The organism is Thioclava sp. JM3 (assembly GCF_002213185.1).
In the GTDB taxonomy this organism is placed as follows: domain Bacteria; phylum Pseudomonadota; class Alphaproteobacteria; order Rhodobacterales; family Rhodobacteraceae; genus Thioclava; species Thioclava nitratireducens.
Map to the genome: position 1 here is coordinate 20245 of NZ_NBOB01000002.1, position 22619 is coordinate 42863.

Genomic DNA, 22619 nt, shown 5'->3' on the forward strand with positions numbered 1-22619 from the left:
CACCAGATGGAATTTCGCACGCATTTATCTTGCCTTGCCAGCGCGAAGGTCGGAATTCTTCGCTCTGTTTTTCGCTGATCGCCAGACGACCTGGTCCCGGTCCATCCGATCTGACCAAAAGACCTCACCACAAGCCCCTTCCAACCTGCGGGATTGGTGGGGGAGCCCTTCGGGGTGGTGAGGTCAGTCATCTCGCTCCTGCGAGCGGACATATCCCTTGATCGTTTCCAGCGGGGCGCTGCCACAGCTGCTCACGAAGTAGCTTGGAGACCAGAGAGCGCCGCCAAGGCGTTTCAGGCTCGGGAAGTCCCTCCGGAGACGCCGCGAGGTGGTGGTCTTCACCGCATTCGCAAAATCGGCAACCGCCTCGGCGGGCGGCAACGAGAACAGGATGTGGATGTAGTCGGCCTCCGCGCAAAACTCCTCCAGCGCGCCGCCGCGAACATCGCAGCGCTCCCGGATCGCGACCTCTGCCGCCTTCAGCATTTCGGATGTCAGCACTGCGCGGCGCTGCTGCGTCACCAGAACCATATGGTAGTGGAGACTGAAAACGCAATTGTTTGTGCGACTATAGGATTGATCCGACATGTCGGAACCAATATAATAAATGGGCCATGACCGCAACTCGATCCCTCTCCTTCAAGCTCTACCCCTCGCCCGCCCAGGCGGCGGCGCTGGCGCGCAAGCACCTGATGCTGAAAGACCTGTGGAACGCTGCGCTCGAGGAGCGGATCGGCGCCTGGCGGCATAGCCAGACCCGGGTCTCGCGCTCCGACCAGGAAAAGGCGCTGAAGGAGATCCGCTTCAGCCTCGAGGGCTGGCGCGGGCTCGTCCACACCCACGAGGCTCAGGTCGTTCTGAAGCGCCTGGATCTCGCCTTCCAGGCTTTCTTTCGCCGCTTGCGCGCGGGGGAAACACCGGGCTTCCCGCGCTTCAAGAGCGCCGAGCGTTTCCGTGGCTGGGGCTACAAGGAACACGGCAACGGCTTCAGGGTCGAGATGCGCGACGGCGGGCGGCATGGCCATGCCACGCTGTTTGGCATCGGGCGCATGCGGATGCGGGGCGTCGCGCGCACGCCGGGCCGTGTGATCAAGGCCGATGTGACCCGGACAGTCCATGGCTGGATGCTCAACGTGGTCGTCGAGACCGGCTGCGCCGAGCGCGCGCCGGCCGAGGGGCAGGCGGTGGGGCTCGACTGGGGTGTCTCGACTTTTGCCACGCTCGCGCATGAAGACGGCGCCTTCGAGGAACTGCCGAACCCGCGCCACTGGGATCTCGAGGCCGATGACCTCAAGGCTGAGCAGCGCCGGCTCTCGTCCGCGGCCCGGGCGCGAAAGATCTCCCGACGGGCGCTGCGGAAGCATCGCCGCGCTCTGGCGCGTCGTCATGCAAAAATCGCCGCGCGACGGAAGGACTTCCTGCACAAGACGAGCGCGCGGATCGTCGGGCGGCACCGCCTGATCGCGACCGAGGCGCTGGCTGTGCGCAACATGACCGGCTCGGCCCGCGGAACCGCGGAGGCGCCGGGGCGGAATGTGGCCCAGAAGGCGGGCCTGAACCGATCGATCCTGGACACGGCTCCGGCCGGTTTTTTGAACATGCTCCGATACAAAGCGGAAGAAGCTGGTGCGGAGTTCTTCGAGGCGAAGACGCGAGAGCTGAAGCCGTCACAGCGCTGCCCGGACTGCGGCGCGGTGCGCAAGAAGACGCTCGCGCAGCGCCACCATGATTGCAATTGTGGCTGTCGTCTCGGGCGAGACGAAGCCGCAGCCCTCGTTTTGCTGCGGTGGGGGCTCGCGGAGAGCCGACGTCGCCAGAACGCGGAAACGATCAACCCGGCCGGGACGGTCGGGGATCAGGCAGCTGCCTGATCCGAAACCCCTTCCAACCTACGAGATTGGTAGCGGCAGGTTCATAGAAGAGAAACTCAGCGTCGGCTTCATCGGACTCAGTATCATGGGCCAGCACATGGCGGGGCATATCTTCGCCGCCGGGCATCCGCTCAACATCTACAACCGCACCCGCGCCAAGGGCGATGCCCTCGTCGCGAAGGGGGCGACATGGTGTGACAGTCCCGGCGCCGTGGCCGAGGCCAGCGACATCAAGATCACCATCGTGGGCTACCCCGCCGATGTCGAACAGGCCTACCTCGGTGAGGGCGGGATCATCGCCAAGGCGCGCTCTCGCCCGCAGTTAGGCCTTCCGACTTTTCAAGAAGCGCCGGACGTAGAAGCCGAGGCCTACCAGGATCGCAACCAGCACCACACCGTTGAGGGCGTGCATCGTGTTGCGCAGGGCCGGGCTTTTGTCCCACTCTTCGCCGAGCTTGAGGCCGACATAGGCAAGGACGAGGCACCAGGGCCACGAGCCCATGAATGTGTAGATTTGGAACTTCCAGAACGGCATCCGTGCGATGCCGGCCGGGAGGGAGATGAAGGTTCGCACCAGCGGCAAGAGCCTCGAGATAAAGACGGCGGCGCTGCCGAAACGGGAGAACCATCGATCGGCCCGGTCCAGATCCGAGGGGCTGAGCAAGATGTAGCGCCCCCAGCGTTCCACGGCCTTGCGACCGCCATAGGCACCGGCGAGATAGGCGATCGTCGAGCCGATATTGCAGCCGAGCGCACCAACGGTGGCGACAAGGAGCAGCGAGAACTGACCGGTGGACGCGAGATAGCCCGAGAAGGGCATGATCACTTCAGAAGGGAGTGGGATGCAGGCAGATTCAATCGCCATCAAAGCAGCAATCCCGGCATAGCCCATGGAGCTGATTGCATGGGTTATGAAGCCCGCGATGGCTGCCATCAGTCCTGAAAACATGTCCTGTTCTTTCCACTGCTAAACGAGGTCGGATCGCCGAGCTGCGCGTTATCGAAGCGACTTTCCAAGGCGCTCGGCACGGAGCCTGTCCTGCGGCTAGGCGCGTTAGAGGAAGGTGTAGCGGCGACGAGGACGGGAAAGAAATCTCGCGAAAGCGTGTCCAAGCCGCGCCCCTTCGGCTTCCTTTTTTCCGATGAGCTGCGAGGGCGGGCTTTGTCGCAGGGCGCGGATGCTTAGTCCATTTAAGATGCTTGGTCCAATTAAACTGGCGAACAGCTCGTCGTGCCTCATTTCCGTTAGGTGACCTCAAACAGGTCGTTGATCTGACGGCAATTGTCTGCGCCAGTCACAAGTCAGTGCAAGGCGCGACCCGCGCCGCGATCGGGAGCCATTATCAAGAAGACGGACATGCCGCGGCCTCTCACAGTGCTCGGCGAGCGCACGGAAGACCGGAAGATACAGACAATCCCTATTGACGAACCCGGTCCACTTACAGGGTTCTCTGCGATTCAGGGTAATAGGTCCAGGCAACAAACCGGCTTATCTTCTGCCCCTGTCCCATTTCGACGACCTTGAATTCGGCAACCTTCGCATTCCTCAGCAGTCTGGAGAGTGGCCGCAGGTTATCTTTCTTGGAGACCAGGGAGGTAAACCATAGGCATTGATCGGCGAAATCGATGCTCTGCTCGATCATTCTGGCGATGAAGCCGATCTCGCCACCGGGGCACCAAAGTTCTGCGTTCTGGCCACCGAAATTGAGTTTTTTCGAGTGCCCTTTGCCAAGGTTCCGCCACTTCCGCCGGCTGCCCTTGTCTGCCTGTTCAAGTGACGCGTGAAACGGCGGATTGCACAGGGTGACGTGGAAGATGTCATCGGGCTCTATGACCCCTTTGAAGATATCTTCCGAATCGTTCTGGCGCCTGAGCCTTATGTTCAGGCCGTTTCGCTTGCAGATCTGGTGCGCCGATTTGATTGAGACAGGATCGATGTCGACCCCGGTGAAATCCCAGCCATATTCATGTTGACCAATCAGCGGATATACGATGCTGGCACCTGTCCCTATGTCCAGAGCCTTGATGTCAGGCCCGTGCGGGATCTTTCGGCCATTACTCTCAGCAAGAAGATCCGCCAGGTAATGGATGTAATCGACCCGCCCGGGGATCGGGGGGCAGAGGTAAGTGGCGGGGATCTCCCAGAACTCAATATCGTAATGCGTTAGCAAAAGCGCCTGGTTGAGCATGCGGACCGCGTCCACGTCCGAAAAATCGATCGTCATCCGGCCGCGGGGATTTCTTGTCGTGAAGGCCTCCAGTCCGGGTGACTGCGCGATCAGCCGTTCGAAGTCATACCCCTCCCGGTGTTGATTGCGTGGGTGCAACATCGGTTTGATGGCCATCGAAAAACCTTCATGCATATTGGTGGGGAAAACGCGTCCAACTGTATGCGATCATAGGTTTTCATGGCGGCGTGAGGAATGCCCGAACGGCCATACCAGAACTTTACAAAGGCACCAACCACTGCGGCGCAGCTCCTCGGGGCCTGCTACAGGACATCAACCGACCCGAAAGACGTCGTCCTTGGTAAAGTTCGGGTCGCAAACTGGACTGACAATTGGCCAAGATCTTCTAGAAATTTTTTGCCGAGGGAGACGGATGCCGAATTTCCCTTTCGACCCCCGAGAAGGAAAGTGACGACACGGTGAAGAAGCTGGGCCTCGACGCCACCGATATCCGTATCCTGAGTGCCGTTCAGCGCCATGGGCAGTTGAGCAAGACGCGCCTGTCCGAAATCGTGAACATCTCGGCGACGCCTTGCTGGGCACGGCTCGATCGGCTGAAGGCGGCGGGGTATATCAGGGGCTATCACGCCGATATCGCGCTTGAGCGGGTCGCCGACTTTACGCAAGTGGTCGTTACGGTCTCCCTGACCCATCATCGCAAGGCCGATTTCGAAAGGTTCGAAGCGTGGTTGTATCGCCACGACGAGATTACCGAATGCATCGCGACGGGCGGCGGAATGGACTACGTGATGAAAGCTGTTTGCAGGAGCCTCACGGCATTCCAGGTGCTGATGCAGGACATGATGGATGCCGAACTCGGAGTCGATCGTTACATGACCTACATCGCCACTCGCGTGGTCAAAGCGTCCCACCCGAACATAGCAAAAATGGCGGGGCCGGTTCCGGCCGACCGAACGGCCTGAAACGGGCTGCGATTTCAGTCCGAACGGTCCTGAAAACGCCCGTCATTTGGACCGCTGCGCGCCGATTTCGTCGCTTAAATCCGAGTCATCTACCACCGCATCCCGGATCGACAGATCGGGCTTCAGCAAAGGCGCAAAACGATGAAGGCAGACGAGTTCGGCTTCGGCACCCAGATCCGCAAATCCCCCTATTTCGATGCCACCGTCCGGTGGGGCGCGACGGGGTTTTCCGTCTACAATCATATGTATATCCCGCGCGACTTCGGCGACCCCGAGCAGAACTTCTGGAACCTGGTCAACGATGCCATCCTATGCGACGTGGCCGTCGAGCGTCAGGTCGAGATCACGGGTGCCGATGCGGCGCGCTTCGTTCAGATGCTCACGCCGCGCGACCTGTCCAAGATGGCTGTCGGCCAGTGCAAATACATCCTGATTACCAATGCACAGGGCGGTATCCTGAACGACCCGATCTTGTTGCGGCTGGCCGAAAACCACTTCTGGATCTCGCTTGCCGATAGCGACATCCTGCTCTGGGCGCAGGGCGTCGCCGTGCATTCCGGCCTCGACGTGCAGATCTGCGAACCCGACGTGTCGCCGCTGCAGCTTCAGGGACCGAAGTCCGGCCAGATCATGCAGGCGCTCTTCGGCGACGAAATCCTGAGCCTCAAATACTACTGGCTGCGTGAGCTGGAGCTCGATGGAATCCCGTTGGTGGTCTCCCGGACCGGATGGTCTAGCGAGCTGGGCTATGAGCTTTATCTCCGCGACGGTTCCAAGGGGGATGCTCTTTGGGAACGGATCATGGCGACGGGCGTGAAGTTCGGGCTGAAGCCGGGTCACACCTCGTCCATTCGGCGCATCGAGGGAGGCATGCTCTCCTACCATGCTGATGCTGACATCAACACCAATCCTTACGAGCTCGGTCTCGACCGACTTGTGAATCTCGATATGGAGGCCGAATTCATCGGCAAGGCAGCGTTGCGAGCCATCCGCGACGAGGGTGTGACGCGGATGCAAGTGGGCCTTGTCATCGACGCGGAGCCTCTGGCGGGGCCGAACACGACCTTCTGGCAGATCAACCAGAATGGCGAGGAGATCGGCAAGGTGACGTCCGCCATCTACTCGCCCCGGTTGGAGCGCAATATCGCGCTGGCGATGGTCGGTGTGAGCCACGCGCAGATCGGCACGAAGGTCGAAGTGGTTCTGCCATCCGGTCCGACCCTCGCCACCGTGGTTGAGCGACCCTTCTTCGACCCGAAAAAAGCGCTCGCGGCAGCATGACCCCAAAGCCATCGCCACAAGCCCCTTCCAACCTACGGGATTGGTGGGGGCGTTTCATAAATGTGCGCCGGGCCATCAGGCCCAGGTCGTGGGGTCAAGATGAAAGTATGTCGTCAGCTGGTCGTAGAGCGCGGGTTCGGCGTGTTTGAGCTCCACCGGTCGCTCGAAGAATGCCTCGACCAGAACGGCGAAAAACTCTTCCGGTCCCTCGGCGCCATAAGTGTCGATCACGGTCCGGCGCCCATGGCTCACTTGCTGAACATGGTGCTTGTATGCCTCTGCGAATACCGTCACCCAGCCAGAAAAGCTTTGGTCTTTTTCGAGCGCCGGAATTCCATCAGTGCGTCCCGAAAGATCGTCGAGCTGGTGGGCAAATTCATGAAACACGACGTTATGGCCATCGTGATCGTTGAAGGCCCCCCTCTGGGCGTGCGTCCAAGACAGAACGACCGGACCGCGCGCCCAGCTCTCCCCGGTTCGGATCGTCTCGCGTTCCGTCAAAACATAACCGTTGCGCTGAGCCTGCCGGGACTTGAAGGCTCCGGGATAGATCAGAATAGTGCGAAGGTGGTCATACCAGCTCGGTGAATTGACGATGAGCAGACAGGCCTGGGCGGCGATGGAAAGCCGCATTTCATCGGTCACGTCCAAGCCATCGCAGCCGATGAAGTCGACTTGGTCCAACAACAGACTGATCTTGCCTTCGAGGCGATCTCGCAGGTCGGGCGGTAGTTTCCGGATCAAAGGGACCTGCTGCTGCACGATGACACGCTGAGGCTCCGGAAGCGCGGTATTCAGTAGATGGGCGCGCTTCTGTCGCTTGAACCAGAGGAGATATCCAATGCAGCCTGTGGCAATGATCACGAGGATAAGCAAAGCTGTCATTACCGCGGTCCAATCTCGGCTGGTCTATTTGATGGCGTAGATATCTGCAGAGAATAATGCAAATGGCGCATCCAAACAGACGCGCCGGACCGGTTAGTCTAACAGCCCGAAAGCTCCGATATCCTGCCTCCCCAATGCGAATCCGAAAAACCGCGTAGGTTGCCAAGCTGGTCCCGATCCCCGAAGATTCCGGCCGAATGCGAAGCGGCTCGAAGCAGGGCCCACGCGGCAGCGAAAAGAGGATGCGATGAAACTGAATGTCTATCTGGCGGGCGAAATTCATACCGATTGGCGCGAAGCGGTGAAGTCGGCCTGCAAGGGGTTGGATATCGACTGGTCGGGGCCTGTCACCGATCACGGCGCTTCGGATGATTGCGGGGTCGAGATCTTCGGCGCCGAAGAGGACAAGTTCTGGCATGACCGCAAGGGCGCGTCGCTCAACGCGATCCGGATTCGCACCGGGATAGAGCGCTGCGACGTGCTCGTCGTCTGTTTCGGCGAGAAATACAAGCAGTGGAATGCGGCTTTCGACGCGGGCTATGCGGCGGCGCTCGGCAAACCGATCATCGTGCTTCAGCCACCCGAGCATGACCATGCGCTCAAGGAGGTCGATGCTGCGGCCAATGCGGTCGCGCGCACGCCCGAACAGGTGGCCCGCGCCCTGCGCTATGTGACGACGGCGGCGCTGTAAGGCGCAACGGTGCCCCGCCCGGATCAGCCGCGTGAGCGGCCCGGGCAGCGCGAGCGAATTTGTGATGAGGGCGGCGCCCGACCTCGGGTGGGCGCTAGCACTAGATGGGTGGTCTGCGCTTTATTGGGCCACATCCGACCAACTGTTGAGCGCGCGGTGCCGCTGCAGAAGCGCCCTCCCGAGGTCGGGCGCTGCCCGGGGCTGGTCGCCCCCGGCGTCGGTCTGAGCTGGGACCGGAGTCTCGCTGATCGTCCAAACAAAAACGCCCCCCGCAGGCAGTGCTGCGAGGGGCGCGACTTTTTCAAGCCAGACGATCAGGCGAGATCGAAGCGATCGGCGTTCATCACCTTCGTCCAGGCGGCTACGAAGTCTTCCACGAACTTTTCGCTCGCGTCGTCCTGAGCGTAGACCTCGGCATAGGCGCGCAGGATCGCGTTCGAGCCGAAGACCAGATCGACGCGGCTCGCGGTCCATTTCACCGCGCCGGTCTTGCGGTCGCGGATCTCGTAGGACCCGTCGCCCACCGGATGCCAGCTATAGCCCATATCGGTCAGGTTGACGAAGAAGTCGGTCGTCAGCTGGCCTTCGCGGTCGGTGAAGACACCGTGCTTGGTGCCGCCATGGTTGGCGCCGATCGCCCGCATGCCGCCGATCAGGACGGTCATTTCAGGCGCGGTCAGCCCCATCAGCTGGGCACGATCCAGAAGCATCTCCTCGGGCGAGACGACGTAGTCCTGCTTGAGCCAGTTGCGGAAGCCGTCGGCGAGCGGTTCGAGCACGTCGAAGCTGTCGGCATCGGTCATCTCGTCGGTCGCGTCGCCGCGACCCGGTGCGAAGGGCACCGCGATGTCGTGACCAGCCGCCTTGATCGCCTTCTCGACGCCGACATTGCCCGCGAGCACGATCACGTCCGCCACCGAGGCACCTGCTTCCGCCGCGATCGGTTCGAGCACCGAGAGCACCTTCTGCAGACGCGCAGGCTCGTTGCCTTCCCAGTCTTTCTGCGGAGCCAGACGGATGCGCGCGCCATTGGCGCCGCCCCTCATGTCCGAGCCGCGATAGGTGCGTGCGCTGTCCCATGCGGTCGAGACCAGTTCGGCCACAGACAGATCCGACGCCGCGATCTTCTCCTTCACAGCCTCGACGTCCCAATCGGTCGAACCGGCGGGGACCGGGTCCTGCCAGACCAGATCTTCCGACGGCACCCACGGACCCTTGTAGCGAACCTTCGGGCCCATGTCGCGGTGGGTCAGCTTGAACCAGGCGCGGGCGAAGGTGTCCTTGAAATACTCGGGGTCGGCCATGAATTTCTGGCAGATCTCGTTGTAGATCGGGTCGACCTTCATCGCCATGTCGGCGTCGGTCATCATCGGCATCCGGCGCTTGGTCGGGTCCGACGGATCCCGCGGCATGTCTTCTTCGGCGATGTCCACCGGCTTCCACTGTTTCGCACCAGCGGGGCTCTGGGTGACTTCCCATTCGTGACCGAAGAGCATCTCGAAATAGCCCATGTCGAATTCGAGCGGGTTCGTCGTCCACGCGCCTTCCGGCCCGCCGGTGATCGCGTTGCTCGCTTGCCCTTTGAGGTTCGGGTTGAACCAGCCGAGGCCCTGCTGATCGACATCGGCCGCCTCCGGCTCCGCGCCGAGGGCCGACGCGTCACCATTGCCGTGGCATTTGCCGACGGTGTGGCCGCCCGCCGTCAGCGCGGCGGTTTCCTCGTCATTCATCGCCATGCGCGCGAAGGTCTCACGGACTTGCGCCGCGGTCTTCATCGGGTCGGGCTGGCCGTTGACGCCCTCGGGATTCACGTAGATCAGGCCCATTTGCACGGCGGCGAGCGGGTTTTCCATCGTGTCGGGCTTGTCGACATTGGCGTAGCGTTCGTCCGACGGCGCGAGCCATTCCTTCTCGGCGCCCCAGTAGGTGTCCTTCTCGGGATGCCAGATGTCCTCGCGACCAAAGCCGAAGCCGAAAGTCTTGAGCCCCATGCTTTCATAAGCGACGGTGCCAGCGAGGATGATCAGGTCCGCCCAGCTGAGCCGGTTGCCGTATTTCTTCTTGAGCGGCCAGAGCAGGCGACGGGCCTTGTCGAGGCTCGCATTGTCGGGCCAGGAGTTGAGCGGTGCGAAGCGGATATTGCCGGTGCCCGCGCCGCCGCGGCCATCGGCGAGACGATAGGAGCCCGCCGAGTGCCAGGCGAGACGGATCATCAGCCCGCCGTAATGGCCCCAGTCAGCCGGCCACCACTCCTGGCTTTCGGTCAGCAGCGCATGCAGATCGGCTTTCAGCGCCTCATAGTCGAGCTTCTCGACCTCTTCGGCATAGTCGAAGCTGCGCCCAAGCGGGTCCGTCTTGGTGTCATGCTGGTGCAGGATGTCGAGGTTGAGCGCCTGCGGCCACCAATTCATCACGTTCGAGCCAAGCTCGGTATTTCCGCCATGCATCACCGGGCACTTGCCGCCGGTGTTCACTTCGTTTCCGTCCATCTGTGCTTCCTCCTGCTGAGCACGGGGTTGATCGAACAGACCGGTCGAGGTCTGACGTGCCGCAGCTTACTCGAATGGAGCCCGGGCACGTGAATTCACATCTTAGATGATGGTGATAGCAGGCGTTGTGATAAATAAAAATTTGTAAATTATAATTATAGGCATAAGCTAAAGTTATGGTTTCGTGGTGTAGTGGCGAAACCGAAGTTCTCAGGGCGTTTTTCGCTCGTCGCCGTAAGGCTCTCGGTCTTTCTTGGTTTGGAGAGGGTTGCCAAGGACGGCTGCCCTGCGGAACGCTTCTATGCGAGAGAACGGCCTCGGTGATCTCTCGCGACGAACCTGTGGACTAATTTTATTCGGGTGACGGCCCGGGCTAACGAGCAACTCGGACATGCTGATGAGAGTCCGCCCCCTGGACGGGCAGATGTTACGTGAAAAAAGCCGGGAAGCTTTCGTCGATTTTGTCTTGGCGGATCGCGGGTCGGCGTGGTTGGCGCGCCGGAAAAGGTTGACCGGGCGAGGCCCCGGCAATACCAACGATCGAAGGGCGAGATGGCGTCTCGCCCCGATCCCGTTTTTGTCCTGAACGCCCGGACCTGTCGCGCGCGCCTACCGATACCTCGGACGGCGCCGAGGAGGCATCATGGCATTATCCGCAACTCCCAGCACCGCCACCTTCGAGCAAAAGCGTATCGGAATGGCGTCTATGGCGCTCGCAATGGCGCTCCTGCCGGTGGGGGACGCGATCTCGAAATCGCTCACCACGGTCATTGCGCCTTTCGAGGTCACCTTGCTGCGCTCATTGGCACAGGCCGCGTTCTTCCTGCCGGTTGCGTGGGTCATGCGTCGTCACCTCGCGGGTCCGATCCTCTCGGGGGCGTCCCTCATCTCGGCCGGGCTGATCGTGACCGTGCTCTATTCGCTCATCACCGCTTTCGAGGTCATGCCCATCGCCACGGCGATCGCGATCTTCTTCGTCGAGCCGCTGCTTCTCACCTTGCTTGCCGGGCCGTTCCTTGGGGAGGTTCCGGGCCCGCGTCGCTTCGCTGCCGTCGGGGTCGGGCTCGTCGGCGCGCTGATCGTGATCCGGCCGAACTTTGCCGTGTTCGGTCCGGTCGCGTTGCTGCCGCTGCTGGCCGCCCTGTGCTATGCGCTCAACATGATCGTCCTGCGCAAGGCGCGTGGCGGGCAATCCCCCCTGAGCTTCCAATTGGGCGCCTCGCTCTGCGCCGCGGGCCTCCTGCTGTTTATCGAGATACTCCGCCATCTCAGCGGGCTCGCTCCGGACCTGCCTCTCTTGCCCGGTTGGACGGGCTATGCGGTGCTCGCCGCCGGGGCGCTGTCGACAGTGACGTTCCTGATGATCACTTTTGCGTTCTCTCGCGTCGAGGCGAGCCTACTGGCCCCGTTCCAGTATCTCGAGATCGTTGGTGCGACAGTCCTCGGGTTTCTGGTCTTCGGCGACATTCCCGACGGGCTCACGTTCCTCGGCACCGGGATCATCCTGGCATCCGGAATCTATGTCTTCCATCGCGAAAGGGTGCAGGACGGGCCTGACGAAAAGGAGTTTCGTGCGCGCTCCTGAGGCGGCGGCGTCGTTCTCCGTCGTAATGCCAATCTGTCGCGTTGCGGCGGATAGAGCGTGTCATACCAGCAAGTGCGCCAAGAATTGGGAGACGGCTATCTCCTCCTTGCTGGCGCATCACGTTCGTCAAGTGGCTCGCCATTATCTCACGGAAGTGGCTTCCATCAGGGGGAGATGGTCTTGCCCGAAGGCTTGCATTCGGGGGTGGTATGGCGTTTTGCTGCCGTTATCCGCAACAGCCGAAAGGCAGAACCGTTGAAAACCCGTAGCTTCGCCGTAATCGGCCTTGGGACGTTTGGAAGCACTGTGGCGAGCGAACTCGCCCGCTTCGGCAACCCTGTCCTGGGGATCGACATCGAAGGGCGAAATGTTACGAGGCTCGCAGAAACCCTGACAGAGGCCATAATCGCCGATGGCAAGGACGAGGCGGCGTTGCGTGAGGCGGGAGTCGGCAATTACGACGTCGCTGTCGTTGCGATTGGTGAAGACCTCGAGGCCAATGTGCTTTGCACGATGAACGTCAAAATGCTCGGTGTCGAGACGATCTGGGTCAAGGCACTCAATCGCACGCATCACCGCATTCTTACCAAGTTGGGTGCGGATCGTGTAATCCTGCCAGAGCAGGAAGTCGGTCAGCACATCGCGCAGATGCTCCACAATCCCTTGGTGCGGGACTATGTGAGCCTCGGGAACGGTTATCACGTGGTCGACCTGAACGTTCCGGCGAAGCTCGATGGCAAAGTCGTCGGCAGCGCCGCAATTCTCGAGAAATACAACCTCAGGGCCCTCGGTGCCATGCGCGAGAACCAGTATCTGTCTTGCGATAGTGACGAGCTCACGCTGCGTGAAGGTGACAAGCTTCTGCTGCTCGGCAAGCGGTCCGATCTGCGGCATTTCGGAGACGACTTGCGTGACGGTAAATGACCGATGGCGCGCATTTATTCCAAGCGTCAGGCTCCGCATCTCGCACCACCTCTTGTCCTGATCCTCATTTATGCTGGACTCATCGTGCTTGGCTGCGCTGCGCTGAAGCTGCCCTTTGCGACGACCACCCCGATCACGTGGTCTGATGCGGCCTTCACTGCCACGTCCGCGGTAACCGTGACCGGTCTGGCGGTTGTCGATACTGGAAGCGCCTTCACTCTGTTTGGTCAGGCCGTGGTGATGCTGCTGATCCAGCTCGGCGGTCTCGGGCTGATGACTTTTGCCGTGCTGATCCTGTCGATGTTCGGGCTGCCAGTGGGGTTCACCCATCGGCTCTATCTGAGAGAGGATCTGAATCAGACGTCCGCGACGGATTTGCTGGCACTGACCCGGATGATCCTCAAGGTCGTTTTCATTTGCGAATTCGTTGGCGCCGCGCTCCTCGCATCGGTTTTCGTGCCTGAGGCAGGGTGGGGCGAGGGTCTCTGGCAAGCGCTCTTCCACTCGGTCTCCGCTTTTAACAACGCTGGATTCGCGCTTTTCCCGGACAGTTTGAGCAAATGGGTTGGAGACCCGATCATCAATCTTACCATTCCAGCGCTCTACATACTTGGCGGCCTCGGCTTCACGGTCGCCTCCGATATCTGGCGGGTAAGACGTTGGCATCGCTTTTCGTTGCACACCAAGCTGATGCTTGTCGGCACGATAGCGTTGCTCATTTGGTCCGCACTGGCATTCGGGATTATGGAATGGACAAATCCGGGCACGCTGGGGAGCCTCTCGTGGTCCGATCGGCTCTGGGCCAGTTGGTTCCAGGGAGCCACAACGAGAACGGCGGGCTTCAACACTGTCGAGATCGGCAATCTCACAGACGGCACTTCGCTCATGTTCATGACGCTGATGGTCATCGGCGCGGGAAGCACGTCGACCGGCGGCGGCATAAAAGTCACGACCTTCATCGTCCTGCTGCTCGCCACGGTCGCCTTCTTCAGGCAGCGTTCCAGTATCCAGGTCTTCGGGCGCGAGCTCGGTCTCGATCAGGTCATGAAAGTTCTCGCCCTCGCGATCATCAGCGTTCTGCTGATCCTTTGCGCGCTCTTCGCACTGCTGCTCTGCCATGAAGGCGATTTTCTCGATCTTGCCTTCGAGACCACCTCTGCCTTCGGCACCGTCGGCTTGTCGCGCGGCATCACTGGCGATTTTGATGGCGCCGGACGCGCTATCATCATGGCGGTGATGTTCGTGGGCCGCGTAGGTCCTCTCACCCTCGGTTTCCTGCTTGCCACACGGCGGCCCCGACGGATCGGCTATCCGGCCGGAACGGTGTATCTCGGCTAGGACCAATCATGAATTTCGTATCTTTCATCAACGGTCTTACACTGGTTTTCTTCGCCGCCTTGATGGGCATCGATGCGCTTCTTTTTTCGGATACAGCCAAGGTTTTTGCGCTCTCCGGCGCACTGGTGGGCGCTTTGGGTGCGACGATCAGCGTCGCCTCCCGCTCGTCCTTTCTCGGTTTGGGGCGGCTTCACGCTTTCCTGCTCACGTCGTCGGTTTGGCTTACCGCCGCAATTGCCGGCGCCGTTCCGCTCGCAATGTGGTCGCTCACTCCCGTGGATGCTCTGTTCGAGGCGATGTCGGGGATTACGACGACGGGCTCTACGGTGATGAGCGGTCTCGATACCACACCGCGCGGCATCATCATGTGGCGAGCGCTGCTTCAGGCTGTCGGTGGCGTCGGGTTCATCGTCACCGGCATCGCCTTGTTGCCGATCCTGAAGGTCGGCGGCATGCAGCTCTTCCGCACCGAGAGCTCGGACAAAGGGGACAAAGAACTGAGCAACACTGCGAAGTTCGCCTCGGTGACGCTGCAGATTTATGTAGCCCTCATCGGGCTTTGTACGCTTGCCTACCTTGCTGGTGGCATGAACTTCTTCGACGCGGTGACCCACGCCATGACCACGTTGTCGACCGGTGGATATTCGGGCTATGACGCGTCCTTCGGCCATTTCGACAGCCCATTCCTGCAATGGACGGCGACGCTCTTCATGCTGCTTGGGGCCTTTCCGTTCGCATGGTATATCCGCGGCATCTATCGGCGGACGGTTCGAAGCGAGCAGGTCGAAGCCATGCTGCTCACCTTGGGGGTCGTCATCATCGGGCTGACGGTTTGGCTCGTCTGGACAAGTGGAACGCCGCCGCTGACCGCTCTTCGCATGGTCGCCTTCAACGTCGTCTCTGTCGTGACGACCACAGGCTACGCCACGACCGACTACACTGTCTGGGGGCCGTTCGCGGTTGTTGCCTTTTTCATTCTCTCTGCAGTAGGGGGCTGCACCGGGTCGACCGCGGGTGGCGCCAAGGCGATGCGTTGGATCGTATTTTCCAAGGCGGCGCGCGCACAGATGAAAGTGATTAGATTACCGCGTCGGGTTGTTTCCATAAAATACGAAGGGCGCGTGATCGAGAATGACGTCCTCGCGGGCGTTATCGCCTTTTTCGTTATCTATATGGCGACGTTCCTAGGGCTCACCACGCTTCTGGGCTTTTTCGGTCTCGACTTTGCGACGGCGACCAGCGGAGCTTTGACGGCTTTGGCAAATGTCGGACCAGGGGTCGGACCAATCATCGGTCCGGCTGGGAATTTCTCCTCCCTCAGCGATCCCGTGAAGATAATTTTGACCTTCGGGATGTATCTCGGACGTCTGGAAATTCTCACGGTATTGGTGCTCTTCAAGCCCGAATTTTGGCGTGAGATCGCGGTTTTGGGGGAACGGGCGTGATCTCCAAGGGGGGGCAGTCCGTCACTCTGAACAAAGCTGAGAAGCTCGATCCACGGGCCCTGGAAGTCTCGGGATCGGGTCACAGATCATCGCCGACGCAGCTTCGCGTCATCTTGTGCTGCGTCTCGATTTCCTCGTCCGTCACGTAGGCGCTGAAACCGGACACCGCCTCTCCCGAAGCATCAGCCCGTGGGGGGCGCCGGTCGCGCGGCGGCGAAGGCCGGAAGTGTCTCGAGATGCGCGGCGATCCGCGAGATATTCGGCATCGGCGCAAGGTCGATCCCCCAGCGCCGCGCATTGTAGATCTGTGGCACGAGGCACAGATCCGCGAGCGTCAGCTGGTCGCGCCAGCAGAATCGCTCGCCCGATATCATTTCCTCGACCGCGGCGAGGCCGGGGGCGATGAAAGTCTGCATCCAGCTTTCCATCGTGATCGCACCGTTCGAGGCCGCGACGGCGTGTTTCGCGACGCGCAGATTGCAGACAGGATGGATATCGACCGCGATAGCCTGGGCAAGGGCGCGGACATGGGCGCGGTCGGCCGGAGCTTCGGGCAGCAGGCCGAGCGCGCGGGTCTCGTTGAGATATTCGACGATCGCAAGGGATTGGGTAAACCGGTCGCCATCGATCTCAAGCGTCGGCACGAGCCCCTGCGGATTGACGGCGAGATAGTCGGGATCGCGCTGTGCGCCGGTCGTCAGATCGACCGGAGCGGCCTGCCATTCAATCCCGGCGAGTGCGAGGGCGATACGGACACGGTAGCTTGCCGAAGACCGCCAGTAATCATGAAGTCGTGTCATTCGATCGGCGTCCCCAGCAGTTTGTCCATTGCGCGCTGCAAGCCGGCGAGATCGGATCCGAGCACCGCCTCCAGCTGCCGCTGATAGGCGATCGCGCGCGGCAACAGCTCCGCCATGAGACGTCGCCCCTCGCGGGTCAGACTCAGCGCGACTAGCCGGGCGTCCACGTCGTCGGCCCGTTTCTCGACCAGACCTTTCGCCTCGAGGTGGCTCGCCGCGCGGCTGACCTTTGGGCGCTCCAGCGAGGTGCGTCGTTCTATATCGCGCACCGAGACCCGGCCCGCATGGGAAAGATGCACCATCACCCGCCATTGCGGCATCGTCAGCCCGGCGTCGCGATAGCCCGCCGCCAGTTCCTGGCTCAGCTTCACCGAGAGCTCCGCGACCAAATAGGGCAGGAAACGCTCGAGATCGAACCCCGGGAGGGGGATCTCTTCATCAGCGGTTTCACGAACTTTTTGTTCAACGGTCATGGGATTCGATGCGGCTTCAAGTTGTTGCGACTGCAACGAATGAGCACGAAATACGTTGCGATTGCAACGAAAATCGTGCGCCGTCCGGAAATCTGGATGTGTAACCATCAGTAAATAATTGATTTTTTACCAAGTCTCCCTCGCTCTTCGTTGCGAATGCAATAAAATCCTTGACTTCGTTGCGAATGAAACGAAACTTGGGCGGAGTTCGACGCCGGCATTTTTGCAAGAGGCCGGCGAACAGGGAGTGGAGGATCTCATGACCGAGCAAGCTCTGCCGAGCGGCATGGTGCGGGCAACCGGCACGTCGGGGCCGCATGAAGGCTACATGCCGGGTTTCGGCAATGATTTCGAAACCGAGGCGCTGCCGGGTGCGCTGCCGCAGGGCCAGAACAGCCCGCAGAAATGCGAATACGGCCTTTATGCCGAGCAGCTTTCCGGCACCGCCTTCACCGCGCCGCGCGGCCAGAACGAGCGGACCTGGTGCTATCGGATCCGGCCCTCGGTCAAGCATGTCGGTCGCTTCACCAAGATCGACGTGCCCTATTGGAAATCCGCGCCGAATGTCGATCCTGACGTGATCTCGCTCGGCCAGTATCGTTGGAACCCGGTGCCCCATTCCGATGAGCCGCTGACCTGGGTCACCGGCATGCGCACGATGACCACGGCGGGCGACGTGAACACGCAGGTCGGCATGGCGAGCCATATCTATCTCGTGACGCAGTCGATGGAGGACGAGTATTTCTTCTCGGCCGACAGCGAGTTGCTCGTCGTGCCGCAAGAGGGGCGTCTGCGCTTCTGCACGGAGCTCGGGATTATCGATCTCGAGCCCAAGGAGATCGCCATCCTGCCGCGCGGTCTGGTCTATCGGGTCGAAGTGCTCGAAGGGCCGGCGCGGGGCTTCGTCTGCGAAAATTACGGCCAGAAGTTCGATCTTCCGGGCCGTGGCCCGATCGGTGCGAACTGCCTCGCCAATCCGCGCGACTTCAAATGCCCCGTCGCGGCTTTCGAGGATCGCGACGCGAAAAGCCGGGTCGTCATCAAGTGGTGCGGCCAGTTCCACGAGACGTTCATCGACCACAGCCCGCTCGACGTGGTGGCATGGCACGGCAATTATTGCGCCTACAAATACGATCTGCGCACCTACAGCCCGGTCGGCGCGATCCTGTTCGATCACCCCGATCCGTCGATCTTCACCGTGCTCACCGCGCCTTCGGGTCAGGAAGGCACCGCGAATATCGATTTCGTGCTGTTCCGCGAGCGCTGGATGGTGGCCGAGCATACGTTCCGCCCGCCGTGGTATCACAAGAACATCATGTCCGAACTGATGGGCAACATCTACGGCATCTACGACGCCAAGCCGCAGGGCTTCATGCCGGGCGGGACCAGCCTGCACAACATGATGCTGCCGCACGGCCCTGACCGTAACGCCTTCGAACATGCCTCTAACGAACCGATGGAGCCCGCGTTCCAAGGCAACACGATGCAGTTCATGTTCGAGACGCGCTTCCCGCAGCACCTCACCGAATTCGCCGCCAAGGAGGCGCCGTTGCAGGACGATTACATCGATTGCTGGGACAGCATCGAGAAGAAATTCGACGGAAAACCGGGGACCAAATGACCGACCAGACCAGCTGGGTGGCGTCCGCTCAGGGCGACACCGACTTTCCGATCCAGAACCTGCCCTACGGCGTCTTCGACGACGGCAATGGGGCGCGGATGGGCGTCGCCATCGGGGATATGATCCTCGACGTCGCCAAGGTGGATCACGGGCTTCCGGCAGATCTGTTCGCCGAGCCCGCGTGGAACCGCATCATGGAGGCGGGCCCGGAGATCTGGGCCAAGCTGCGCGCGCGTCTGACCGAGCTTCTCTCCGACGAAGGGCACAAGTCCGCGGTCGAGCCGCATCTGGTGTCGCAAGCCGGGGCGAAAATGCTGATGCCGTTCCGCGTGACCGAATACACCGATTTCTACGCCGGCAAGAACCACGCGACCAATGTCGGCACGATCTTCCGTGGCCCCGAAAACGCGCTGCCCGCGAACTGGCTGTCGATCCCGATCGGCTATAACGGCCGCGCCTCGTCGGTGGTCGTTTCCGGCACGCCGGTCATCCGTCCCAACGGGCAGGTCAAAGGCCCGAACGAGGAGCTGCCGCGTTTCGCCCCTTCGGCGCGTTTCGACATCGAACTGGAATTCGGCGCCATCGTCGGCCAGCCCTCCGAGGGTATGATCTCGGTCAGTCAGGCCGATGAGATGATCTTCGGCTACGTGCTGCTCAATGACTGGTCGGCGCGCGACATCCAGGCTTGGGAATACGTGCCGCTCGGTCCGTTCCAGGCCAAGGCGACCGCGACCACGATCAGCCCGTGGATCGTGACGAAAGCGGCGCTGGAGCCGTTCCGCGTCAACACGCCCGAGCGTGAGCGCGAATTGCTGCCCTATCTGCGCGAGCCGGGGCCGATGAATTACGATATCAAGCTGGAAGTCGCGCTCCGCCCGGAGGGCGGCGAGGAGGCGGTGATTTCGCGCACCAATACCTCGATGCTCTACTACTCCGCCGCGCAGCAGCTGGCCCATCACACGACCTCGGGCTGTCCGATGCGCGCGGGCGATCTGTTGGGCTCGGGCACGATCTCGGGCACCGAAAAAGACAGCCGGGGCTCGCTGCTCGAACTGAGCTGGTCGGGCAAGGAGCCGCTGGAGCTTCCCGATGGCACGACCCGCAGCTTCATCGAGGATGGCGACACGCTGACCCTGCGCGGTGCTGCGCAGGGCAAAGGATACCGCATCGGGTTCGGAGATTGCACGGGGCAGGTGCTCCCTGCGCGCGCTCTGCCCGACTGGGCTAAGGAATAAGGAGGCATCTGATGGCCAAGGCATTCGCGTCGCAAGGCGACATGGAAGAGAAGAAGATCAGCTTCACGGAAGTGGGTGAGGGCCTCTACGCCTTCACCGCCGAGGGCGACCCGAACACCGGCGTCATCATCGGCGACGACAGCGTGATGATCGTCGAGGCGCAGGCCACCCCGCGTCTTGCGCGCAAGGTGATCGAATGCGTCCGCTCGGTGACCGACAAGCCGATCAGCCACCTCGTGCTGACGCACTACCACGCGGTTCGCGTGCTGGGCGCCAGCGCCTATGGCGCGCGCGAGGTCATCATGTCCGACACCACCCGCGCGCAGGTCGCAGAACGTGGGCAGGAGGACTGGGACAGCGAATTCGGCCGCTTCCCGCGCCTGTTCCAGGGCCATGAGGAAATCCCCGGTCTGACCTGGCCGACCACGACCTTCAGCGACCAGATGACGGTTTACCTCGGCAATCGCCGCGTCGACATCATGCATCTGGGCCGCGCCCATACCGCAGGCGATGCAGTGATCTGGGTGCCCGATCAGGAGGTGATGTTCACCGGCGATATCGTGGAATACCACTCGGCCTGCTATTGCGGTGATGGTCATTTCGGCGACTGGCCCGAGACGCTGGCCAATATCGCAGCCTTCGAGCCGCGCGCGATCGCGCCGGGTCGTGGCGATGCGCTGGTGGGCGAAAAGATGGTCACCGAAGCGCTGGAGAACACCGCCGATTTCGTCCGCTCCACCTTCAAGCCGGTGGAACGCGTCGTTGCCCGCGGCGGCACCCTGAAAGAGGCATGGGACGCGGTGCGCGAAGCCTGTGATCCGAAATTCGCCGATTACGCGATCTACGAACATTGCCTGCCGTTCAACGTGGCGCGCGCCTATGACGAGGCCCGCGGCATCGACACCCCGCGTGTCTGGACGGCAGAGCGCGACCGCGAGATGTGGGACGCGCTTCAGGGCTGAGGCGCGCCGGCAGGGGAGGAGGAACCGATGCCATATGATTACAAGCCGTTCGACTATGTTGCGCCGAAGGGGCTGAGCGCCCCGGAGCCGCGTCACAAGGTCATCGTCGTTGGGGCCGGGCCGATCGGTCTCGCCGCCGCGCTGGAGCTTGCGAATTACGGCGTGGCGTCGGTCGTGCTCGACGACAACAACGTTGTGTCGGTGGGCAGCCGCGCGATCTGCTGGTCGAAACGCTCGCTCGAGATACTCGATCGGCTGGGCGTGGGCGATGCCTGCGTGCAGAAGGGTGTGACCTGGAAGGTCGGGCGCACCCACCATGGCGCGCGCGAAGTGTTCAACTTCGATCTGCTGCCCGAGGACGGCCACAAGATGCCCGCCTTCGTGAACCTGCAGCAATATTACGTCGAGGAGTATCTCGTCGCCGCTGCGCAGGCGAACCCGCTTGTCGACCTGCGCTTCAAGAACAAGGTCACCTCGCTCGAGCAGGCGGCGGATCACGCGACGGTCTCGATCGAGACGCCGGATGGGGAATATACGCTCGAAGGTGAGTATGTACTGGCCTGCGACGGGGCGCGCTCGCCGATCCGGCAGATGATGGGGCTCGAATTCGAGGGCGTTCTGTTCGAGGAACGCTTCCTGATCGCCGATATCGAGATGCAGGCCGATTTCCCGTCGGAGCGCTGGTTCTGGTTCGAGCCGGATTTCCACGAGGGCCAGTCGGCACTGCTGCACAAACAGCCTGACAATATCTACCGCATCGATCTGCAACTGGGCTGGGACACCGATCCGGAGGAAGAGCGCAAACCCGAGCGCATCATCCCGCGGATCGAGAAGGCGGTGGGCCATTCGAATTTCAAGCTCGACTGGACCTCGATCTACACGTTCCAGTGCCGTCGGCTGAAGAACTTCGTCCATGACCGGGTGATCTTCGTGGGCGATAGCGCGCATGTGGTCTCGCCCTTCGGCGCGCGTGGCGGCAATGGCGGGCTGCAAGATGTGGACGCGTTGGGCTGGCGTCTGGCGCGGGTCGTGAAGGGAGAGAGCACGCCCGCGCTGCTCGCCCGCTACGACGCCGAGCGGACCTTCGGCTCTGACGAGAATATTGCCAATTCCAGCCGCACCACGCGGTTCATGTCGCCGCGCCCGGGGGCGGAGCGGTGGTTCCGCGATGCGGTTCTGGCGCTGTCTGAGCATGCGAATTTCGCGCGCCCGATGGTGAACTCGGGGCGCTTGAGCCTGCCGTGCCGCTACCCGCTGGACCAGGCGCCCGATGATGCGGCCTTGCCGAGTGGCACCCGTCCCGGCGCGGTCGCCCCCGATGCTCCGCTTGGCAACGAATGGCTGCTCGACCGGCTTGCGGGCGGCTTCACGCTTCTGGGCCTCGGTGCCGAGGCGCCCGAGGTCGCGGGGCTGCGCAGAATGACGCTCGATCCGACGCCGGAGCTGCGCGCCCGCTATCTCGGCGATGCGCCCTCGGCGCTCTACCTGATCCGGCCCGATCAAGTCGTCGCGGCGCGTTGGCAAAAAGCGGGGGCCGAGCAGATCGACGCGCAACTGGCTGCAATCGAGGAGGGCAGCGCATGAGCCTGATCACCGACCTGAACCTTGCCGATCACGACGCGCTCTACGAGCGGCTTATCGCCGCCCATGAGGGGCTGAACGAGGCGGAAAGCGCCGCGTTCAACGCGCGGCTGATCCTGATCCTGATGAACCATATCGGCGACCGCCGCGTGCTCGAGGAGGCGTTCGAGCTCGCCGCGCGTGCCGGGCGTCCCGATGCCAGCCCGAAAACCGGGCAGATGCGCGCCGATAGCTGATGCCTTTACCGAACGCGGGAGCTCCGCGTTCGTCGTCATTCTTGGGAGGAA

The 22619-nt window shown here is 61.8% G+C and carries 20 protein-coding genes; 13 read left to right on the forward strand and 7 right to left on the reverse strand.

Annotation, left to right across the window (positions count from 1 at the left end; translation table 11 throughout):
* Positions 1 to 183: 183 nt before the first annotated feature.
* Entirely contained in the window at positions 184 to 588 is a 405-nt protein-coding gene (gene tnpA / locus B6V73_RS03450) for an IS200/IS605 family transposase (protein WP_088724533.1), read from the reverse strand.
* A gap of 26 nt (positions 589 to 614) precedes the next feature.
* Here tnpA and B6V73_RS03455 point away from each other — a divergent pair, with 26 nt between their 5' ends.
* The gene (locus B6V73_RS03455) at positions 615 to 1871 is read left to right on the forward strand and encodes an RNA-guided endonuclease TnpB family protein (protein WP_088724534.1); all 1257 of its coding nucleotides are present in this window, start codon (positions 615 to 617) and stop codon (positions 1869 to 1871) included.
* A gap of 322 nt (positions 1872 to 2193) precedes the next feature.
* On the opposite strand, the gene B6V73_RS03465 is transcribed toward B6V73_RS03455, so the two are convergent.
* Positions 2194 to 2820 carry a DedA family protein gene (locus tag B6V73_RS03465; protein WP_088722085.1) on the reverse strand — a complete coding sequence of 209 codons (627 nt, stop codon included), beginning with the start codon at positions 2818 to 2820 and terminating at the stop codon, positions 2194 to 2196.
* Positions 2821 to 3310: 490 nt separating this feature from the next.
* Positions 3311 to 4216 carry a 23S rRNA (adenine(1618)-N(6))-methyltransferase RlmF gene (gene rlmF, locus B6V73_RS03470; protein ID WP_088724535.1) on the reverse strand — a complete coding sequence of 302 codons (906 nt, stop codon included), beginning with the start codon at positions 4214 to 4216 and terminating at the stop codon, positions 3311 to 3313.
* Positions 4217 to 4518: 302 nt separating this feature from the next.
* Between rlmF and B6V73_RS03475 the strand changes: the two genes are divergently transcribed.
* Positions 4519 to 5022: an Lrp/AsnC family transcriptional regulator gene (locus B6V73_RS03475; RefSeq protein ID WP_088724536.1), complete on the forward strand. Its 504-nt coding sequence runs from the start codon at positions 4519 to 4521 to the stop codon at positions 5020 to 5022.
* A gap of 141 nt (positions 5023 to 5163) precedes the next feature.
* Positions 5164 to 6303 (forward strand): glycine cleavage T C-terminal barrel domain-containing protein, encoded by a 1140-nt coding sequence (locus B6V73_RS03480; RefSeq protein ID WP_088724537.1) that lies wholly within the window; start codon positions 5164 to 5166, stop codon positions 6301 to 6303.
* 75 nt (positions 6304 to 6378) lie between these two features.
* Here B6V73_RS03480 and B6V73_RS03485 read toward each other — a convergent pair whose 3' ends face one another.
* Positions 6379 to 7188, reverse strand: a complete 810-nt coding sequence (locus B6V73_RS03485) for a M90 family metallopeptidase (protein ID WP_088724538.1) — start codon at positions 7186 to 7188, stop codon at positions 6379 to 6381.
* Positions 7189 to 7435: 247 nt separating this feature from the next.
* Between B6V73_RS03485 and B6V73_RS03490 the strand changes: the two genes are divergently transcribed.
* A complete protein-coding gene (locus B6V73_RS03490; protein WP_088724539.1) occupies positions 7436 to 7879 on the forward strand; it encodes a YtoQ family protein in 444 nt (147 codons plus the stop codon).
* A 314-nt stretch (positions 7880 to 8193) separates the two neighbouring features.
* Here B6V73_RS03490 and katG read toward each other — a convergent pair whose 3' ends face one another.
* The gene (katG, locus tag B6V73_RS03495; protein WP_088724540.1) at positions 8194 to 10368 is read right to left on the reverse strand and encodes a catalase/peroxidase HPI; all 2175 of its coding nucleotides are present in this window, start codon (positions 10366 to 10368) and stop codon (positions 8194 to 8196) included.
* Positions 10369 to 11011: 643 nt separating this feature from the next.
* On the opposite strand from katG, the gene B6V73_RS03500 reads away from it, so the two are divergent.
* From B6V73_RS03500 to B6V73_RS03515, 4 genes are all read left to right on the forward strand, one after another.
* On the forward strand, positions 11012 to 11953 hold the full coding sequence (locus B6V73_RS03500) for a DMT family transporter (RefSeq protein WP_240504090.1): 942 nt from the start codon (positions 11012 to 11014) through the stop codon (positions 11951 to 11953).
* A gap of 228 nt (positions 11954 to 12181) precedes the next feature.
* Positions 12182 to 12877 (forward strand): TrkA family potassium uptake protein, encoded by a 696-nt coding sequence (locus B6V73_RS03505; protein WP_240496939.1) that lies wholly within the window; start codon positions 12182 to 12184, stop codon positions 12875 to 12877.
* 3 nt (positions 12878 to 12880) lie between these two features.
* The gene (locus B6V73_RS03510) at positions 12881 to 14215 is read left to right on the forward strand and encodes a TrkH family potassium uptake protein (protein ID WP_088724541.1); all 1335 of its coding nucleotides are present in this window, start codon (positions 12881 to 12883) and stop codon (positions 14213 to 14215) included.
* Between the two features lie 8 nt (positions 14216 to 14223).
* Entirely contained in the window at positions 14224 to 15660 is a 1437-nt protein-coding gene (locus tag B6V73_RS03515) for a TrkH family potassium uptake protein (RefSeq protein ID WP_088722078.1), read from the forward strand.
* 182 nt (positions 15661 to 15842) lie between these two features.
* On the opposite strand, the gene maiA is transcribed toward B6V73_RS03515, so the two are convergent.
* Both maiA and B6V73_RS03525 read right to left on the reverse strand, forming a co-directional pair.
* Positions 15843 to 16460, reverse strand: coding sequence for a maleylacetoacetate isomerase (gene maiA / locus B6V73_RS03520; protein ID WP_088724542.1), 618 nt, complete (start codon positions 16458 to 16460; stop codon positions 15843 to 15845).
* Positions 16457 to 17041, reverse strand: a complete 585-nt coding sequence (locus tag B6V73_RS03525; RefSeq protein WP_240504091.1) for a MarR family winged helix-turn-helix transcriptional regulator — start codon at positions 17039 to 17041, stop codon at positions 16457 to 16459. The genes maiA and B6V73_RS03525 overlap by 4 nt, the downstream gene beginning before the upstream one ends.
* 151 nt (positions 17042 to 17192) lie before the next feature.
* Here B6V73_RS03525 and hmgA point away from each other — a divergent pair, with 151 nt between their 5' ends.
* From hmgA to B6V73_RS03550, 5 genes are read left to right on the forward strand one after another with little or no spacing between them, the layout of a single operon-like run.
* Positions 17193 to 18554: a homogentisate 1,2-dioxygenase gene (gene hmgA / locus B6V73_RS03530; RefSeq protein ID WP_088719250.1), complete on the forward strand. Its 1362-nt coding sequence runs from the start codon at positions 17193 to 17195 to the stop codon at positions 18552 to 18554.
* Entirely contained in the window at positions 18551 to 19789 is a 1239-nt protein-coding gene (gene fahA, locus B6V73_RS03535; RefSeq protein ID WP_088724543.1) for a fumarylacetoacetase, read from the forward strand. Before hmgA ends, fahA begins: the two co-directional genes overlap by 4 nt.
* An 11-nt stretch (positions 19790 to 19800) precedes the next feature.
* Complete coding sequence (locus B6V73_RS03540; protein WP_088724544.1) at positions 19801 to 20751, forward strand: MBL fold metallo-hydrolase; 951 nt, start codon at positions 19801 to 19803, stop codon at positions 20749 to 20751.
* A gap of 27 nt (positions 20752 to 20778) precedes the next feature.
* Complete coding sequence (locus tag B6V73_RS03545) at positions 20779 to 22335, forward strand: FAD-dependent oxidoreductase (RefSeq protein WP_088724545.1); 1557 nt, start codon at positions 20779 to 20781, stop codon at positions 22333 to 22335.
* On the forward strand, positions 22332 to 22568 hold the full coding sequence (locus B6V73_RS03550) for a DUF2783 domain-containing protein (protein WP_075777559.1): 237 nt from the start codon (positions 22332 to 22334) through the stop codon (positions 22566 to 22568). The genes B6V73_RS03545 and B6V73_RS03550 overlap by 4 nt, the downstream gene beginning before the upstream one ends.
* Positions 22569 to 22619 lie beyond the last annotated feature (51 nt).

Coding starts and splice junctions, on each gene's coding strand:
- tnpA (WP_088724533.1), bottom strand. CDS start 588: ATGTCGGATCAATCCTATAGTCGCACAAACAATTGCGTTTTCAGTCTC.
- B6V73_RS03455 (WP_088724534.1), top strand. CDS start 615: ATGACCGCAACTCGATCCCTCTCCTTCAAGCTCTACCCCTCGCCCGCC.
- B6V73_RS03465 (WP_088722085.1), bottom strand. CDS start 2,820: ATGTTTTCAGGACTGATGGCAGCCATCGCGGGCTTCATAACCCATGCA.
- rlmF (WP_088724535.1), bottom strand. CDS start 4,216: ATGGCCATCAAACCGATGTTGCACCCACGCAATCAACACCGGGAGGGG.
- B6V73_RS03480 (WP_088724537.1), top strand. CDS start 5,164: ATGAAGGCAGACGAGTTCGGCTTCGGCACCCAGATCCGCAAATCCCCC.
- B6V73_RS03485 (WP_088724538.1), bottom strand. CDS start 7,188: ATGACAGCTTTGCTTATCCTCGTGATCATTGCCACAGGCTGCATTGGA.
- B6V73_RS03490 (WP_088724539.1), top strand. CDS start 7,436: ATGAAACTGAATGTCTATCTGGCGGGCGAAATTCATACCGATTGGCGC.
- katG (WP_088724540.1), bottom strand. CDS start 10,368: ATGGACGGAAACGAAGTGAACACCGGCGGCAAGTGCCCGGTGATGCAT.
- B6V73_RS03500 (WP_240504090.1), top strand. CDS start 11,012: ATGGCATTATCCGCAACTCCCAGCACCGCCACCTTCGAGCAAAAGCGT.
- B6V73_RS03510 (WP_088724541.1), top strand. CDS start 12,881: ATGGCGCGCATTTATTCCAAGCGTCAGGCTCCGCATCTCGCACCACCT.
- B6V73_RS03515 (WP_088722078.1), top strand. CDS start 14,224: ATGAATTTCGTATCTTTCATCAACGGTCTTACACTGGTTTTCTTCGCC.
- maiA (WP_088724542.1), bottom strand. CDS start 16,460: ATGACACGACTTCATGATTACTGGCGGTCTTCGGCAAGCTACCGTGTC.
- B6V73_RS03525 (WP_240504091.1), bottom strand. CDS start 17,041: ATGGTTACACATCCAGATTTCCGGACGGCGCACGATTTTCGTTGCAAT.
- hmgA (WP_088719250.1), top strand. CDS start 17,193: ATGACCGAGCAAGCTCTGCCGAGCGGCATGGTGCGGGCAACCGGCACG.
- fahA (WP_088724543.1), top strand. CDS start 18,551: ATGACCGACCAGACCAGCTGGGTGGCGTCCGCTCAGGGCGACACCGAC.
- B6V73_RS03540 (WP_088724544.1), top strand. CDS start 19,801: ATGGCCAAGGCATTCGCGTCGCAAGGCGACATGGAAGAGAAGAAGATC.
- B6V73_RS03545 (WP_088724545.1), top strand. CDS start 20,779: ATGCCATATGATTACAAGCCGTTCGACTATGTTGCGCCGAAGGGGCTG.
- B6V73_RS03550 (WP_075777559.1), top strand. CDS start 22,332: ATGAGCCTGATCACCGACCTGAACCTTGCCGATCACGACGCGCTCTAC.